The sequence below is a fragment of the Erwinia sp. LJJL01 genome, assembly GCF_047300805.2.
Lineage (GTDB): Bacteria > Pseudomonadota > Gammaproteobacteria > Enterobacterales > Enterobacteriaceae > Erwinia > Erwinia aphidicola.
In genome coordinates this window covers 891,185-909,240 of sequence record NZ_CP178576.1, presented here as the reverse complement: position 1 = coordinate 909,240, position 18,056 = coordinate 891,185, and the positions used below count along the sequence as shown (strand labels likewise).

Below are 18,056 nucleotides of genomic sequence, written 5' to 3'. Positions count from 1 at the left end.
AGATGCTATTTTTCAAGCCGTGCCGAACGGGTTACAGTAGCCGTCGGCGCAAATTAAAGGACCGTGACATGTTTACCGTTTACCACTCCAATCAGCTGGATCTGTTAAAAACGCTGGCCTGCTGGCAGATTGAAAACCAGCCGCTGCGCGATCCGCTCCGTTCGGAGGTGGTACTGGTACAGAGCCCGGGTATGGCGCAGTGGCTCCAGATGTCGCTGGCCGAACAGTTTGGCATTGCGGCGAACATTGACTTCCCGCTGCCCGCCAGCTTTATCTGGGATATGTTCGTGCGCGTCCTGCCGGAGATCCCGAAAGAGAGCGCATTTAACAAATCCAGCATGAGCTGGAAGCTGATGGCGATCCTGCCCGCGATGCTGGCGGACGACGCGTTCACCATGCTGCGCCACTACCTTAGCGACGATGACGACAAGCGTAAGCTGTTCCAGCTCTCCTCCCGCGTTGCCGACCTGTTTGACCAGTATCTGGTCTATCGCCCGCAGTGGCTGAACAGCTGGCAGCAGGGGCAGCTGGTTGACGGGCTGGGCGAGGCGCAGATCTGGCAGGCTCCGCTGTGGGCGGCGCTGGTGGAATATACCCATCAGCTCGGCCAGCCGGAATGGCACCGTGCCAATCTTTATCAGCGCTTTATCGCCAGGCTGGAAAGCGACAGCACGCGCCCACCCAACCTGCCGGACCGGGTGTTTATCTGCGGCATCTCCGCGCTGCCCCCCGTCTATCTCCAGGCACTGCAGGCGCTGGGCAAACACATTGATATCCACCTGCTGTTCACTAACCCCTGCCGTCACTACTGGGGCGATATTCAGGACTACGGCTTCCTGGCGAAGCTGCAAAGCCGTAACCGCCGCCACTATCAGGACAACCGTGAAATTCCGCAGTTCCGCGACGTCGAGAACGCCTCTTCGCTGTTCAATGCCGATGGCGAGCAGCAGCTGAGCAATCCGCTGCTGGCCTCCTGGGGGAAGCTCGGGCGTGACAACCTCTATCTGCTGGCACAAATGGAGCCAAACGAAGTTTTCGCCTTTGTCGACATCGAGCCGGTAAACCTGCTGCAAACGTTAAAGCGCGACCTGCTGGAGCTGGAAGATCATGCGGCGATTGGCCTGAAGCAGAGTGAGTGGGCCAGCAGCAGCAGCAAGCGCGTGCTGGCGGCGGAAGACCGCTCAGTCTCTCTTCACCTCTGCCACAGCCCGCAGCGCGAGGTTGAAGTGTTACAGGACCGGCTGTTGGCGATGATGGACGCCGACCCGAGCCTCACCGCGCGCGATATCATCGTGATGGTTTCGGATATCGACGCCTACACGCCGTTTATCCAGGCGGTATTTGGCAATGCCCCGCCAGAGCGCGCGCTGCCATTCGCAATTTCTGACCGCAGTGCCAGCCAGGCGCATCCGGCGCTGCAGGCGTTTATCTCCCTGCTCAGCCTGCCGGACAGCCGCTTTACCGCCGAAGAGGTGCTGGGGCTGCTGGAAGTGCCGGCCGTGGCCGCCCGATTTGCGGTCGATGAAGAGGGGCTGCGCCTGCTGCGTCACTGGGTAGGGGAATCCGGCATTCGCTGGGGGCTGGATGATGACAACGTGCGCGAGCTGGAGCTGCCCGCCACCGGCCAGCACACATGGCATTTCGGCCTGACGCGCATGCTGCTCGGCTACGCGATGAACAGCGAAGCGGGGGACTGGCAAGGCATCCTGCCCTATGACGAGTCGAGCGGGCTGATTGCTGAACTGGCGGGCAACCTGGCGGAACTCCTCGCGCAACTGCACCGCTGGCGGCAGTGGCTGAGCGAGGCGCGCCCGCTGCCGGAGTGGCTGCCGCTGTGCCGTCAGCTGCTTGACGACTTCTTTACCCGCGATGCCGAAACCGAAGCGGCGCTGGCGCTGATTGAAGAGCAGTGGCAGCAGGCGATCGCCAACGGGGTGCAGGCTGGCTATCAGCCGGCGGTACCGCTGACCATCCTGCGTGACGACCTGGCGGCGCGCCTCGATCAGCAGCAAATCAGCCAGCGCTTCCTCGCCGGGCCGGTCAACTTCTGCACCCTGATGCCCATGCGTTCCATTCCCTTTAAGGTGGTGTGCCTGCTGGGCATGAACGACGGCGTTTACCCGCGTACGCTGCCGCCGCTCGGTTTTGACCTGATGAACCAGCAGGCGCAGAAGGGCGACCGTAGCCGCCGCGACGATGACCGCTACCTGTTCCTTGAAGCGCTGAACTCGGCGCAGCAGCAGCTGTACATCAGCTATATCGGCCGCTCGATTCAGGATAATACCGAACGATATCCTTCAGTGCTGGTCAGTGAATTAGTGGAGTACATCAGTCAGAGCTTCTGTCTGGCCGCCGATCGTGACAAAGATGTTGATAGCAGCGCTGAGGCGCTGATCGACCATCTGCACCATCTGCACAGCCGCATGCCGTTTGCGGCAGAGAATTATCGTGAGCAGGCGGAGTTTCGCAGCTTTGCCGCCGAGTGGCTGCCCGCCGCCGCCGCCCGCGGTACGGCACATCCCCCGTTTATGCAGGCATTGCCGGATGAAAGCGAAGAGATACTGAGCTTTGACAAGCTGGTGCGCTTCTGGCGCCACCCGGTGCGGGCATTCTTCAGCCTGCGCCTCGGCGTCAGCTTCCAGCTGGAAGAGACCGCTCTACCGGATGCGGAGCCGTTCTCCCTCGACGGTCTCAGCCGTTATCAGGTCAACGCACAGCTGCTGAACAGCCTGATCGACGGCAGCGAGAGTGACCGTCTGTACGCGCGCCAGCGTGCCGCCGGGGCGCTGCCCTACGGGGCATTTGGTGAACTGTTCTGGCAGGAGCAGGAGCAGGAGATGAGTGAACTGGCCGGGCGCATACGCGAACAGCGTGCCGCTGCGGAGAGCTGGGAAATTGCGCTGGAGATCGGCGGCCTGACGTTAAGCGGCTGGCTGACGCAGGTGCAGGATAACGGCCTGCTGCGCTGGCGGCCCGGCATTCTCAACTTTAACGATGGCCTGACGCTCTGGCTGGAACACCTGGTGTATTGCGCGCTGGGCGGCAGCGGCAGCAGCGTAATGATGGGGCGCAAAGAGAGCGAGTGGCGCTTCCCGCCGCTGCCAGCAGAGCAGGCTTTGCAGCAGCTGGCTCACTATATTGACGGTTACCGGCTGGGCATGTGTGCCCCGCTGCTGCTCACCGCTTCCGGTGGGGCCTGGCTCAAAGAGTGTTTTGATGATAAAACCGGCGTGGTGCAGCGCGATGATGCCACGCAGAAAAAAGCCCGGGCGAAGCTGTTACAGTGCTGGCAGGGCAATTATCAAATTGACGGTGAGGGCAGCGATCCGTATCTGCAACGCCTGCTGCGTTCGCTGGATGAGACCGGCGTGCAGGAGATGACTCAACAGGCCGAACGCTGGCTGTTACCGTTATTGCAGCATCATCGCCCGGATTAAGCATGTTTTCAGGACATTCAGGCTGACATCCTGTAGTGTTTTTGATTTAGGCTGTGTCCCGCAATGGGTCGTGGTGCGGTCGTAGCGCCAAAATTGCGGGACACAGCCTGATGACTTAGCGTGCGTGACACAGCCGTGCGCTGAAATCTGTAAGCCGATATTCAACCGGCAGGAAGCCGGAGAATAACAGCCCGTTGAGGAGTTTGAATGCGTCGTTATGCAGTCTGGTTAGCTTGTTTTGTTTCCGTCACGTTGTTCGCCCCGCTGGTTCAGGCGCAGGATGGCTGGCAACCGATTACTGAAACTATCCGCAAAAGTGAGAAGGATCCTCGCCAGTACCAGGCCATCAAGTTAGACAATGGCATGACCGTGCTGCTGGTTTCCGATGCGCAAGCCACTAAATCGCTGGCGGCGCTGACGCTGCCGGTGGGTTCGCTGGAAAACCCCACCGACCAGCTTGGGCTGGCGCACTATCTGGAACATATGGTGCTGATGGGGTCAAAACGCTATCCGCAGCCGGATAACCTTGCTGAATTCCTCAAAAAACATGGCGGCAGCCACAACGCCAGCACCGCGTCTTACCGCACCGCGTTCTACCTGGAAGTGGAAAACGATGCGCTGCAGCCCGCTGTCGATCGCCTGGCCGACGCCATCGCCGAACCGCTGCTCGACCCGGTGAATGCCGACCGTGAACGCCATGCGGTTAACGCCGAGCTAACGATGGCGCGTTCGCGTGACGGGCTGCGGATGGCGCAGGTTGGTGCGGAAACGCTCAACCCCGAGCACCCGAGTTCACGCTTCTCCGGCGGTAATCTGGAAACCCTGCGCGACAAGCCCGGCAGCAAGCTGCACGATGCGCTGACCGCGTTTTATCATCGCTACTACTCCGCCAACCTGATGAAGGCGGTGATCTACGGCAATCAGCCGCTGCCAGAGCTGCAAAAAATTGCTGCGGCGACCTTTGGCCGTGTCGCCAACCACCATGCCACGGTACCCGATATTAGCGTGCCGGTGGTGACCGATAAGCAAAAAGGCATCATCATTCACTACGTGCCGGCCCAGCCGCGCAAGCAGCTGAAAATCGAATTCCGCATTGATAACAACAGCGATAAATTCCGCAGTAAAACCGACACGCTGATTGGCTATCTGATTGGCAACCGCAGCAAAAACACGCTGTCAGACTGGCTGCAAAACCAGGGCCTGGCCGATTCGATCAGTGCCGGGGCCGATCCGGTTATCGACCGTAACGGTGGTGTATTCTCGATTGCGATTTCGCTGACCGATAAAGGCCAGGCGAATCGCGATGAGGTGATTGCGGCGGTATTCAGCTACCTCAACCAGCTGCGCACCGAGGGGATTGATAAGCGCTACTTTGATGAAGTGGCGCACGTGCTGGATCTCGATTTCCGCTACCCGTCGATCACCCGCGATATGGACTACATAGAATGGCTGGTGGACACCATGCTGCGCGTTCCGGTCGCCGATACGCTGGTGGCCCCGTATATCGCCGATGACTACGATGCGCAAGCGATCGGAGCCCGGCTGGACGGCATGACGCCGGAAAACGCGCGCATCTGGTTTATCAGCCCCAAAGAGCCGCACAATAAAACCGCCTACTTTGTTGATGCCCCCTATCAGGTCGACAAAATCAGCGCCCAGCGCTTTAAGGACTGGCAGGTGGAAAGCGATAAAATCACACTGTCGCTGCCGGTGCTTAACCCGTATATCCCCGATGATTTCAGCCTGATCAAGGCCGATAAGGCTTATGCGCGTCCGCAAGAGCTGATGAATCAGCAGGGGCTGCGGGTGTTCTATATGCCAAGCCAGTATTACGCGGACGAGCCGAAGGCCAATATCACCCTTGCGCTGCGTAACAAGGCTGCGATGAGCACGGCACAGAACCAGGTGATGTTTGCGCTGAATGACTACCTGGCGGGCGTCGCGCTGGATGAACTGAGCTCGCAGGCGTCGGTGGGCGGCATTAGCTTCTCCACCAGCGAAGACGACGGCGTGACCTTCAGCGCTACCGGCTTTACCCAGCGCTTGCCGAAGCTGATGAGCCAGCTGCTGAAGGGTTACACCAGCTTCACGCCGACTCAGGCGCAGCTGGAACAGGCGAAATCCTGGTATCTGGAACGCCTGGATGCGGCAGACAAAGGCAAAGCCTTTGAGCTGGCTATCCAGCCTGCGCAGCTGCTTTCCCAACTGCCTTACACCCAGCGCAGCGAGCGCCGCAAGCTGGTGGCAACCATCAGCCTGCAACAGCTGATGGACTATCGCAAAATGCTGCTGGAGCAGTCTGCGCCGGAGCTAATGGTGGTCGGCAATATGACCCCGGATGCGGTGCGCAGTCTGGCCACCGAGGTGAAAACCCAGCTCAACTGTGAAGGCCATGAGTGGTGGCACAGTGAGCACGTCACCATCACGAAGCCAACGCTGGCTAACCTGCAGGAGGCGGGCAGCAGCACCGACTCGGCGCTGGCAGCGGTCTACGTCCCGGTCGGCTTTGAGGAGTATCAGAGCATGGCCAGCAGCGCGATGCTGAGCCAGATTATCCAGCCGTGGTTCTACAATCAGCTGCGCACTGAAGAGCAGCTGGGCTATGCGGTGTTTGCCTTCCAGATGCCGGTCGGCCGCCAGTGGGGCATTGGCTTCCTGCTGCAGAGCAACGTCAAGCAGCCTGCCTTCCTGCTGAGCCGCTTTAAAGCCTTCTACCCCACGGCGGAAAAACGCCTGCGTGAGATGAGCAAAGCGGACTTTGCCCAGTATCAGGCCGCGATGATCAACGAACTGAAGCAGCGTCCGCAGACGCTGGATGAAGAAGCAGGGCGCTTTAGCAAAGACTTTGACCGCGAGAACTACAAGTTCGATACCCGCGAGAAAGTGATTGCTCAGATCCAGGCGCTGACGCCGCAGTCGGTGGCTGACTTCTTCCATCAGGCGGTGATGGCACCGACCGGGCTGGCGCTGCTGTCGCAGATTTCCGGCAGCCACCATGGTAAAGCCGACTATGCCAAAGAGAAGGGCTGGACCACGTGGAAAGACCTCTCCACGCTGCAACAGTCGCTGCCGGTGAGCCAGGATACGCCATGAGCCAACGGAGGCCTGAGCGGCTTGAACCGTTAACTCTGCCGCTGCACGGTGAGCGGCTGATTGAAGCCTCAGCAGGGACCGGTAAGACCTTCACCATCGGGCTGCTTTATCTGCGCCTGCTGCTCGGCCTGGGCGGCGAGGCGGCATTCAGCCGCCCGCTGTCGGTCGAAGAGATCCTGGTGGTGACCTTTACCGAAGCGGCTACCGCCGAGCTGCGCGGGCGTATTCGCGCCAATATTCACGAGTTGCGCATCGCCTGCGTGCGCGGCGAGAGCCGCAACCCGATGCTCTCCGCACTGATGGCAGAACTGCCCGATCGCGACTGGGCGGCCTCCATGCTGCTGGCGGCGGAGCGACAGATGGATGAAGCGGGGATTTTTACCATTCACGGCTTCTGCCAGCGCATGCTGAATCTCAACGCGTTCGAGTCCGGTATGCTGTTCGAACAGCAGCTGATAGAAGATGAAACCCCGCTGCGCCGCCGGGCGACTGCTGACTTCTGGCGCCGCCACTGCTACCCGCTACCGCTGGCGGTGGCCAGAGTGGTGCGCCAGCTGTGGGCGGGCCCGGAGCAGCTGCTGAAGACCCTGTCACCGTGGCTGGGGGGCGAAGCGCCCGCGCTGAAGTCAGCGCCGCATCCTGACGAGACGCTGGAGCAGCGCCACGCGAAAATCATTGCGCAGATCGACGCGCTGAAACAGGCGTGGCTGGCGGCGGGCGATCTGCTGGCGCTGCTGGAAGCCTCCGGCGTTGACCGGCGTAGCTACAACAGTAAGCACTTACCTAACTGGCTGGAAAAAATCAGCCAGTGGGCGCAGCAGGCAACGGAAGATTACGAGGTGCCGAAAGATCTTGAGCGCTTCGGCCAGCGCGTGCTGCTGGATAAAACGAAAAAGGGTGAACCGCCGCGCCATGCGCTGTTTGACCAGATCGATGCCTTCCTTGCCGAGCCGCTATCGCTGCGTGACCTGGTGATTGCCCGCGCGCTGCACGAGGTGCGTTTTGTCACCCAACAGGAGAAACGCCTGCATGCGCAGCTGGGCTTCGACGACCTGCTGGGGCGCTTTGATGCCGCCCTGCAGCAGCCGGGCGGTGCGGCACTGGCGGCGGCTATTCGGCAGCGCTATCCGGTCGCGCTGATCGATGAGTTCCAGGATACCGACCCGCAGCAGTACCGCATTTTCCAGACGCTGTACGTGCGCCAGCCCGACAGCGCTCTGCTGCTGATTGGCGACCCGAAGCAGGCGATCTACGCCTTCCGCGGTGCGGACATTTTTACCTATATGAAGGCGCGCGCCGAAGTTAGCGCCCACTACACGCTGGAAACAAACTGGCGCTCTTCACCGGCAATGGTGGACGGCGTTAACCAGCTGTTTTTACGCCAGAACAATCCGTTCCTGTTCAGCGAAATCCCCTTTATCACCGTCGCCGCGGCGCAGCCGAACCAGACCTTAAGCTTTAGGCTCGATGGCCAGCCGCAGCCCGCATTGCAGTTCTGGCTGCAGCCGGGGGAAGGCGTGGGGGTAAGTGATTACCAACAGTTTATGGCCCGCCAGTGTGCAGCGCAGATCTGTCGCTGGCTCAGCGCCGGCCAGCTGGGTAAAGCGCTGATTGGTAAAGCCGATAAGCAGCGCCCGGTGCAGGCTTCGGATATCACTATTCTGGTGCGCAGCCGCAGCGAAGCTTCGGTGATGCGCGAGGCGTTAAACGGCCTGAATATCCCGTCGGTATATCTCTCCAATCGCGACAGCGTGTTTACCACCCCGGAAGCGCGCGAGATGCTGTGGCTGCTGCAGGCGGTGCTGGCACCGGAGCAGGAGAGAGTGTTACGCAGCGCGCTGGCCAGCAGTTTGTTTGGGCTTGATGCCCTGGCGCTGGATGCCCTGAGTCGCGACGAGCGCGCCTGGGATGCGCTGGTGGATGAGTTTGCCGGATATCGCCAGCGCTGGCTGAAACGTGGCGTGCTGCCGATGCTGCGCGAGCTGATGGTGCAGCGTCAGATGGCAGAGAATCTGCTGGCCTCCGATGGCGGCGAGCGTCGCCTGACCGATCTGCTGCATCTTGGTGAACTGCTGCAGGAGGCTGCTGCCACTCTGGACAGCGAGCATGCGCTGGTGCGCTGGCTGGCACAACAGCTTGAGCAGCCGGACAGCGCGGTGGCCAATCAGCAGCTGCGGCTGGAGAGCGACCGCCACCTGGTGCAGATAGTGACCATCCATAAATCTAAAGGGCTGCAGTATCCGCTGGTGTGGCTGCCGTTTGTGGCGAACTACCGCGAGGCGGATAACGGCGTCTATCACGACCGTCAGACCTTTGAAGCACTGCTCGATCTGCAGCAGGGTGAAGAGAGTGTGGAGCTGGCGGAGCAGGAGCGGCTGGCGGAGGATCTGCGCCTGCTTTACGTGGCGCTGACCCGTTCGGTGTATCACTGCAGCGTCGGCATTGCGCCGCTGATCAAAGGCAACCGTAAAAAAGAGGGCAACAGCGATCTGCACCGCAGCGCGCTGGGCTATCTGGTGCAGCAGGGGGAAGCGGCTGATGCCGCGGGCTTGCGCACTGCTCTGCTCGCGCTGCAAAGCGAAGCCACGTCACTGCTGGAGCCGGGCGAGCCTGATGACGCGCCGTGGCAGCCGCAGCGGGAGGAGGAGCAAAGCCTCAGCAGCCTGCAGATGGCGCGGACGCTGCGCGATGACTGGCGCGTCACCAGCTACTCCGGCCTGCAGCAGCACGGGCAGCCGACGGCACTGGACCTGCTGCCGCGGCTCGATGTGGATGCCGCCGGCGAAGCCAGCGCCGAGCGGCTGCCGCAGCTGACGCCGCACACCTTTCCGCGCGGTGCCGCGCCTGGCACCTTCCTGCACGGCCTGTTTGAAACGCTGGAGTTCACTGAAGCCGTTGACGATGCGTGGCTGATGCAGCAGCTGAGCGGGCAGGGGCTGGATGAAGCCTGGCTGCCGGTGGTGCGCGAGTGGATTACGCGCATTTTACAGACGCCGCTTAACGACAGCGGTGTCTCGCTTCACCAGCTGCCCGCCGATGCGCGCCGGGTGGAGTTACAATTCTACCTGCCGATTGAACGCCTGCTAAAAGCAGAAGCGCTCGACGCGCTGGTACGTCAGGACCCGCTGTCGGCGGGCTGCCCGCCGCTGGATTTCTATCAGGTGCAGGGCATGCTGAAAGGCTTTATCGACCTGGTGTTCTGCTGGCAGGGGAAATATTACCTGCTGGACTACAAATCCAACTGGCTGGGTGAAGACAGCAGCGCCTATACCCAGCAGGCAATGGCGCAGGCGATGCAGTCGCACCGCTATGATCTGCAGTATCAGCTCTACACCCTCGCGCTGCACCGTTATCTGCGCCACCGCCTGGCGGACTATGACTACCAGCAGCACTTTGGAGGGGTGATCTATCTGTTTCTGCGCGGCCTGGACGGCACCGATGCCAGCAATGGCATTTACAGCACGCGGCCCGCGCCGGAGTTTGTCGAGGCGCTCGACCAGCTGTTTGCCAAACAAGCGGAGAGCGGCGTATGACGCTGGCTGAATTACTGAAACAGGCGCAGAGCCTGCGCCTGCTGCGCGCGCTCGACGTGCAGTTTGCCCGGATGGTGGCAACTGAGCAGCAGCCCGCGCTGATGCTGGCGGCGGCGCTGGTCAGCCGCGATGCGGGAGAGGGGCACGTCTGCCTGCCGCTGGACCAGCTGCAGCCGGAAGCCTTTTTCGCCGGGCGTCACCCTGAGCTGGCGCAGGCGCTGTGGCAGGCGGCGGGCGCACCGGACGACTGGTCAACGCTGCTGCTGGCGCAGCCGGCGGTCAGCGACGGCAGCGCGGCAACGCCGCTGGTGCTGCACCAGCAGCGTCTCTATCTGCACCGCATGTGGCAGAGCGAAGGCGAAGTGGCGCAGTTTATTCAGCGCCAGCCGATCCCGCAGGTGCGGGAAGAGGCGCTTATTCGTCTGACGCTGGACCGCTACTTTGGTCAGCAGCCTGATGACTGGCAGAAGATAGCCGCGGCGGTGGCGCTCACGCGGCAGGTGGCGGTGATTTCCGGTGGCCCTGGCACGGGCAAAACCACGACGGTGGCGAAGCTGCTAGCCAGCCTGATCGAACTGTCGCCGGGTACGCCACGCATTGAGCTGGCGGCACCGACCGGTAAAGCGGCGGCGCGCCTGACGGAGTCGCTGGGCAAAACTCTGCAGAGCCTGCAGCTGGATGCTGCGGTGCTGAAAAGCTTTCCGCAGGAGGCGACCACGCTGCACCGGCTGCTGGGCGCGCTGCCCGGCAGCCAGCGGATGCGCTATCACGCGGCGAACCCGCTGCACCTCGACGTGCTGGTGGTGGATGAAGCCTCGATGGTCGATCTGCCGATGCTGGCCAGCCTGATCGCCGCGCTGCCGCCGCAGGCCCGGGTGATATTCCTCGGCGATCGTGACCAGCTGGCCTCGGTGGAAGCCGGTGCTGTGCTGGGCGATATCTGCCGCTGTGCCGAGTCTGGCTACAGCGTGCAGCGTGCCGCCGAACTGTCGCGCCTTACCGGCTGTGAAGTGGCAGGGCGGGACGATGCTGATGCGCCCCAGGTGCGCGATGCTCTCTGCCTGCTGCGCAAAAGCTACCGCTTCACGGAGTCTTCAGGGATTGGCCAGCTGGCACTGGCGGTGAATGCCGGTGAGGTGAAGCGGGTGGAGCAGGTCTTTGCCCAGGGCTTTAGCGATATCAAGCGTCACGCGCTCAGCAGCAGCGAAGACTATCAGCAGCTGCTGAATGAGTGCGTGGCGGGCTATCGTGACTATCTGATGCGGCTGAAGAGCGGAGCATCACCTGCGGAGGTGCTGTCGGCCTTCAGCCGCTTCCAGCTGCTGTGCGCGCTGCGCGAGGGGCCATTTGGCGTGGCGGGGTTGAATGAGCGCATTGAGCAGGTGCTGCGTGCCGCCGGACTTATCCGCCGTAATGTGGCGCTGTACGGCAAATGGTATGCCGGGCGGCCGGTGATGATCGCCCGTAACGACCGCGCGCTGGGGCTGTTTAATGGCGATATTGGTATTGCGATGCTGGATGACGAGCAGCAGCTAAAGGTGTTTTTCCCGCTGCCGGACGGCACGATTAAAGCGGTGCAGCCCAGTCGCCTGCCGCCGCACGATACGGCCTTTGCGATGACGGTGCATAAATCCCAGGGATCGGAGTTTGAGCACACGCTGATGGTGCTGCCAAACCAGGTAATGCCGGTATTAACGCGGGAGCTGGTCTACACCGCGATTACCCGCGCCAAACAGCAGCTGACGCTGTACGCCGATAAAGCGGTATTTAGCAGTGCGGTGAAAATGCGCACCCGGCGCCGGAGTGGATTAGTAGAGCGCCTGACGATTGCGTAGGGGCGGAGCGCTGTTTGGGTCCGCCCGAGGGTCGACCGGAAAAAATGGTCGACCCCTACGATTCACTTCAGGATATTCGGTGCTGCAGGTTTTTTGTAGGGGCGGACCGCTGTTTGGGGCCGCCCGAGGGTCGACCGGAAAAAATGGTCGACCCCTACAGTTCACTTCAGGATATTCGGTGCTGCAGGTTTTTTGTAGGGGCGGACCGCTGTTTGGGTCCGCCCGAGGGTCGACCGGAAAAAATGGTCGACCCCTACAGTTCACTTCAGGATATTCGATGCTGCAGGTTTTTTTTAGGGGCGGACCGCTGTTTGGGTCCGCCCGAGGGTCGACCGGAAAGAATGGTCGACCCCTAGGATTCATTTCAGGATATTCGATGCTGCAGGTTTTTTTTAGGGGCGGACCGCTGTTTGGGTCCGCCCGAGGGTCGACCGGAAAGAATGGTCGACACCTAGGATTCATTTCAGGATATTCAGTGCTGCAGGTTTTTTGTAGGGGCGGACCGCTGTTTGGGTCCGCCCGAGGGTCGACCGGAAAAAATGGTCGACCCCTACGATTCACTTCAGGATATTCGGTGCTGCAGGTTTTTTGTAGGGGCGGACCGCTGTTTGGGGCCGCCCGAGGGTCGCCCCCTACGGTTAATCGCGCGGTGCGGGATTAACTCTGCCGGGTATGCACGCTGGCTTCGTGCAGGTCGACCATCAGCACTTTTGAACGGCGCTGATAGTTATACATCTCTTTTTTGCTCTCCGGCAGCAGCTCGACGTCCACCGGCATAAAACCGCGCTCCTGGAACCAGTGAATGCTGCGGGTGGTCAACACGAACAGCTTTTTCAGCCCCATCTGCCGCGCCTGCAGCGCGACGCGCTCCAGCAGCGCCTCGCCGCGTGAAGAGCTGCGATAATCCGGGTGAACCGCCACGCAGGCCATCTCGCCGATCTGTTCTTCCGGGAACGGATAGAGTGCCGCACAGCCGATGGTCAGGTTGTCGCGTTCAATGATGGTGAACTTGTCGATCTCCATCTCCAGCTGTTCACGCGAGCGGCGCACCAAAATACCCTGCTGCTCCAGCGGGCGGATCAGCTCCAGAATGCCGCCGATATCGTTAATGGTGGCGCGACGGATCTGCTCGGCGCTCTCCATGACAATCTGGGTACCGATACCGTCGCGCGAGAACAGCTCCTGCAACAGGGCGCCATCCTCCTGATAGCTGATCAGGTGGCTACGGCGCACGCCGCTGCGGCAGGCCTTCACTGCACCGCGCAGGAAGCGCACCGTGCCGGAGTGATAATCCTCGTCGCTCTCCAGCTCTTCGATGCGCTTTTGCGCCTCGTTCGGGAACAGCTCAGAGACAATCATGCCATCGCGGTTGGTCACGCCCTGCTCGGAGCAGAAGCCGATCATCTTCTCGGCCTTGAGCTTAATCGCCAGCTGCGTCGCCACCTCTTCTGAGGTCAGGTTAAAGCTTTCGCCGGTCACGGAGACCGCTACCGGGCCCATCAGCACGATAGCGCCGCTGTCGAGCTGACGATGGATCGCCTCTTCATCAATGCGGCGAATGCGCCCGCTGTGGCAGTAATCCACCCCGTCATCGACGCCGAGCGGCTGGGCGATAATAAAGTTACCGCTGACGACATTAATATGCGCACCCTGCAAAGGCGTATTGTTGAGGCTCATCGACAGGCGGGCGGTAATATCCAGCTGTAGACGGCCAGCGGCCTGCTTCACCAGCTCCAGCGACTGAGCATCCGTGACGCGGGTGTGTTTATGGTAGAGCGGTTCCAGATTGCGCTCGGCAAGGCTGGCGTCGATCTGCGGGCGGGCGCCGTACACCACCACCAGGCGGATGCCGAGGCTGTGCAGCAGGCCGATATCATTAATGATGCCGGAGAAGTTCTCGTGCTCGATGGCTTCACCACCCAGCATAATGACAAACGTTTTACCACGGTGGGCATTGATGTAGGGAACGGTATGACGAAATCCCTGAACCAGCTCGGTACTACGTTCCTTCACGGCAAACCCTCTCTGCATTATTATTCGGTAAAAGTGTATTTTTATTCTTTTCTCGCCCTGGGTGCAAGTGACTTTTATCCTTACTTATCACCCGCTCGCGCATTTCCAACAGTCTAATATGCTGCATTTATTCGCTTTTTCGGGGTGACACTGCCTGGTGGATTCGTTAAAGTTTTTGCAAAATTTTCTCTATTGGCTTTTTATTAGACAAATTACAGCATCTGGAGTGGCATGACCGATTCAACTTCGCTTAACCGGCGGCGATTTCTACAGGGCGCCGGGGCCGTCTGTCTGCTCAGCGTTAGCCGGGTAGGCTGGGCAGCCAGCAGTCACGTGGTGGCCATCCGCATCTGGCCTTCCACTACCTATTCGCGCCTGACCATTGAGTCGAATACCGCCCTGAAATATAAGCAGTTTGCGCTGAGCAACCCTGACCGCGTGGTGGTGGATATTGAAAATATTCATCTTAACCACGTGCTTAACGGCGTCGCCAATCTGGTACGCCAGGATGACCCCTACATTAAAAATGCGCGCGTGGGTCAGTTTGATCGCAACACCGTGCGGCTGGTGCTGGAGCTAAAACAGAACGTCAGCCCGCGGGTGTTCACCCTCGATCCGGTCGCCGGGATTAAAAACCGTCTGGTGCTCGATCTCTACCCGGCGCGGGACCGGCCGCAGGATGATGATCCGCTGCTCGCGTTGCTGAAAGATTACAACCAGGGGGATCTGGAACGTAGCCAGCCAGCGGAGGCCGCGCTGCCGGGCAAAGCAGGGAGAGACCGGCCGATTGTGATAATGATCGACCCTGGCCACGGCGGGGAAGATTCCGGCGCGATTGGTAAGCATAAGACGCGGGAAAAAGATGTGGTGCTGAAAATCGGCCGCCGCCTGAAGCAGCTTATCGACAAGCAGCCGAATATGCGCGCTTATATGACGCGTAATGAAGATGTGTTTATCCCGCTGAAGGTGAGGGTGGCCAAAGCACGCAAGCAGCGCGCCGATCTGTTTGTGTCGATTCATGCCGATGCCTTCACCAGCCGCGCGGCGCGGGGCTCTTCGGTCTTTGCCCTGTCGACTAAAGGGGCAACCAGCACCGCTGCGCGTTTCCTCGCTCAGACGCAGAATGAATCGGATCTGATCGGCGGCGTCAGCATGAGCGGCGACCGTTATCTCGACCACACCATGTTTGATATGGTGCAGAGCCTGACCATCAACGACAGCCTGAAGTTTGGTAAAGAGGTGCTTTCGCGCATGGGGAAGATTAACCATCTGCACAAGCGCAGCGTTGATCAGGCTGGGTTCGCGGTATTGAAAGCGCCGGATATCCCGTCAATTCTGGTTGAGACGGCTTTTATCAGCAATGTTGAAGAGGAGCGCAAGCTGCGCACCACGCGTTTTCAGCATCAGGTGGCAGATTCGATTCTGGCGGGGATAAAAGCCTACTTTGCCAACGGCGCGTCACTGGCACCGCATAAATAGTCAGCGGGCGGAAAGGATTCTGCCGGGATATTGGGTAAGGGGACAAATTTCAGATACAAAAAAACACCCTTAAGGGTGCTTAATTGGTTGCGGGAGCCGGATTTGAACCGACGACCTTCGGGTTATGAGCCCGACGAGCTACCAGGCTGCTCCATCCCGCGTCCGATTGACGCTTTAACTCTACTTCTCACCACGAGACAAAATTGGTTGCGGGAGCCGGATTTGAACCGACGACCTTCGGGTTATGAGCCCGACGAGCTACCAGGCTGCTCCATCCCGCGTCCGCGTGGTTTGTCGCTTCCATCACGACACTATCTTTTACTGCTGCTTCACTAAGCTGCTAGTGAATTGGTTGCGGGAGCCGGATTTGAACCGACGACCTTCGGGTTATGAGCCCGACGAGCTACCAGGCTGCTCCATCCCGCGTCCGTGGAAGCGCACTATACGCCTGATGGGTTTTGTTGCAACCCCTTTTTGCGGATAAGTGGGTAAAATCGTGCTTATAACTCATTTTTTAACCCAGCTGCTGAATTGTTGCACAAATGCGTACTTTTTCCGGCGGCACGTTTAAATCTGACCACGCCTTTGCTATCTTCGCCCAGGGTTCCCGTATAAAGGTAAACAAGGCATGAAAGGACGTTGGGCGAAATATCTGGTGACCGGCACGCTGCTGGCACTGCTGGCGGGCTGTTCGTCAAAACCCACCGATCGTGGGCAACAGTATAAAGACGGGAAACTGGATCAGCCGCTCGGGCTGGTCAACCAGCCTAACGCTAAAGGCCGCCCGGTTAATGGCAGAGACTTTGCCGACCAGGTGGGGCAGATCCGTTCATATTCATCGGGCATGTATTCGCGCCAGTCGGGCACCTACAGCGCGATTGAGAGCTGGCTGATGGCCGGGGGCGATACGCGCCAGCTGCGCCAGTTCGGACTGGATGCTTATCAGATGGAAGGCACCGACAACTATGGCAACGTGCAGTTTACCGGGTACTACACGCCGGTGATTGAAGCACGATATACCCGCCAGGGTGAGTTCCAGTATCCGCTTTACCGCATGCCGCCAAAACGTGGCCGCCTGCCAAGCCGTGCAGATATCTACAGCGGTGCGCTGGGTGAACGCTATATCGTGGGTTACAGCAACTCACTGATGGATAACTTTATCATGGATGTGCAGGGCAGCGGCTACGTTGACTACGGCGACGGGCGCCCGCTGACCTTCTTCGGCTACGGCGGGAAAAACGGCCATGCCTATCGCAGCATCGGCAAAGTGCTGATCGACCGCGGTGAAGTGAAGCGTGAAGATATGTCGATGCAGGCGATTCGCCACTGGGGTGAAACGCACAGCCCGGAAGAGGTGCGCGAACTGCTGGAGCAGAACCCATCCTTTGTGTTCTTCAAGCCCGAAACGTTTGCGCCAGTACGTGGGGCAAGTGCGGTGCCGCTGGTGGCAAAAGCCTCGGTAGCTTCTGACCGTTCGCTGATCCCACCGGGAACGGCGCTGCTGGCAGAAGTTCCTTTACTGGACAACAACGGTAAATTTACCGGAAAATATGAGATGCGCATGATGGTGTCGCTGGACGTCGGCGGCGCAATCAAGGGCCAGCATTTTGATATTTACCAGGGCATCGGCCCGGACGCCGGTCATATGGCCGGATGGTTTAATCACTACGGCCGCGTGTGGGTTTTAAAAGCCGCACCGGGCGCGGGCCAGCCGCTATTCTCATCGGCACAGAACAGTTCTTCTCAGGGGTCATTACTGGTCAGTCAGTAAACCCCGACGGGCCGCTTGCTGCGGCCCGCTGCTTTTAAGGAATTAATCCATGATGGTTCTTTCAGACGCCTGGCGGCAGCGCTTTGGCGGTACGGCGCGTCTATATGGTCAGTCTGCGCTACAGCTGTTTGCCGACGCGCATGTCTGCGTGGTGGGGATTGGCGGCGTGGGGTCGTGGGCGGCGGAAGCGCTGGCGCGTACCGGAATTGGGGCGATCACCCTGATCGACATGGATGATGTCTGCGTCACTAATACTAACCGGCAGATCCATGCGCTGAAAGATAACGTCGGGCAGGCGAAAACCGAGGTGATGGCGCAGCGGATCCGCGAAATTAATCCGGATTGCCGCGTCACCTGCATTGATGACTTTATTACGCCGGACAATACCGCAGAGCTGATGAGCCAGGGCTACAGCTATGTGATCGACGCTATCGACAGCGTGCGCCCGAAAGCGGCGCTGCTGGCGTGGTGCCGTCGCAATAAGATGCCGCTGGTGACCACCGGCGGGGCGGGCGGGCAGATTGATCCCACGCAGATCCAGGTCGCCGATCTGGCAAAAACGATTCAGGATCCGCTGGCGGCGAAGCTGCGCGAGCGGCTGAAAAACGATTTTAACATCGTCAAAAGCAGCAAGGGTAAGCTGGGCATTGACTGCGTGTTCTCAACCGAGGCGCTGATGTACCCGCAGCCGGATGGCTCGGTATGCGCGTCACGCAGCACCGCTGAGGGGCCAAAACGCATGGACTGCGCCGCAGGTTTTGGTGCGGCAACCATGGTAACCGCCACCTTTGGCTTTGTCGCGGTGTCGCACGTATTGAAGAAGATGATGGCGAAGGCGGCACGCCAGGCGTAACGCGGATTCGGGGCAACTGCACTGGCCGACCCGCTTGTTAGG

The 18,056-nt window shown here is 60.1% G+C and carries 8 protein-coding genes and 3 tRNA genes; 7 read left to right on the top strand and 4 right to left on the bottom strand.

All coding sequences use genetic code 11. The features are described from left to right. The first annotated feature begins 68 nt into the window (after window positions 1-68). The 4 genes from recC to recD all read left to right on the top strand — a co-directional run bounded on the left by recC (window position 69) and on the right by recD (window position 11,898). Window positions 69-3,437 (top strand): exodeoxyribonuclease V subunit gamma, encoded by a 3,369-nt coding sequence (recC, locus tag ACLI4M_RS05025; protein WP_133622860.1) that lies wholly within the window; start codon window positions 69-71, stop codon window positions 3,435-3,437. Window positions 3,438-3,644: 207 nt separating this feature from the next. Beyond that, a complete protein-coding gene (ptrA, locus tag ACLI4M_RS05020) occupies window positions 3,645-6,530 on the top strand; it encodes a pitrilysin (protein WP_133622861.1) in 2,886 nt (961 codons plus the stop codon). Continuing rightward, complete coding sequence (gene recB / locus ACLI4M_RS05015; RefSeq protein ID WP_133622862.1) at window positions 6,527-10,063, top strand: exodeoxyribonuclease V subunit beta; 3,537 nt, start codon at window positions 6,527-6,529, stop codon at window positions 10,061-10,063. The genes ptrA and recB overlap by 4 nt, the downstream gene beginning before the upstream one ends. Beyond that, entirely contained in the window at window positions 10,060-11,898 is a 1,839-nt protein-coding gene (recD, locus tag ACLI4M_RS05010; RefSeq protein ID WP_048917163.1) for an exodeoxyribonuclease V subunit alpha, read from the top strand. Before recB ends, recD begins: the two co-directional genes overlap by 4 nt. A 657-nt stretch (window positions 11,899-12,555) precedes the next feature. On the opposite strand, the gene argA is transcribed toward recD, so the two are convergent. Further along, on the bottom strand, window positions 12,556-13,929 hold the full coding sequence (gene argA / locus ACLI4M_RS05005; protein ID WP_166643154.1) for an amino-acid N-acetyltransferase: 1,374 nt from the start codon (window positions 13,927-13,929) through the stop codon (window positions 12,556-12,558). 213 nt (window positions 13,930-14,142) lie between these two features. On the opposite strand from argA, the gene amiC reads away from it, so the two are divergent. After that, window positions 14,143-15,390, top strand: coding sequence for an N-acetylmuramoyl-L-alanine amidase AmiC (amiC, locus tag ACLI4M_RS05000; RefSeq protein ID WP_048917161.1), 1,248 nt, complete (start codon window positions 14,143-14,145; stop codon window positions 15,388-15,390). Window positions 15,391-15,474: 84 nt separating this feature from the next. On the opposite strand, the gene ACLI4M_RS04995 is transcribed toward amiC, so the two are convergent. The 3 genes from ACLI4M_RS04995 to ACLI4M_RS04985 all read right to left on the bottom strand — a co-directional run bounded on the left by ACLI4M_RS04995 (window position 15,475) and on the right by ACLI4M_RS04985 (window position 15,816). Next, window positions 15,475-15,551: transfer RNA gene (locus ACLI4M_RS04995), tRNA-Met, on the bottom strand. A gap of 43 nt (window positions 15,552-15,594) precedes the next feature. Then, window positions 15,595-15,671 (bottom strand) — tRNA-Met (locus tag ACLI4M_RS04990). A 68-nt stretch (window positions 15,672-15,739) separates the two neighbouring features. After that, a tRNA-Met gene (locus ACLI4M_RS04985) sits at window positions 15,740-15,816 on the bottom strand. Between the two features lie 202 nt (window positions 15,817-16,018). On the opposite strand from ACLI4M_RS04985, the gene mltA reads away from it, so the two are divergent. Together mltA and tcdA are read left to right on the top strand one after the other, a co-directional pair. Further along, on the top strand, window positions 16,019-17,161 hold the full coding sequence (gene mltA, locus ACLI4M_RS04980; protein WP_133622864.1) for a murein transglycosylase A: 1,143 nt from the start codon (window positions 16,019-16,021) through the stop codon (window positions 17,159-17,161). 49 nt (window positions 17,162-17,210) lie between these two features. Continuing rightward, on the top strand, window positions 17,211-18,014 hold the full coding sequence (gene tcdA, locus ACLI4M_RS04975; protein WP_133622865.1) for a tRNA cyclic N6-threonylcarbamoyladenosine(37) synthase TcdA: 804 nt from the start codon (window positions 17,211-17,213) through the stop codon (window positions 18,012-18,014). Window positions 18,015-18,056: the final 42 nt, after the last annotated feature.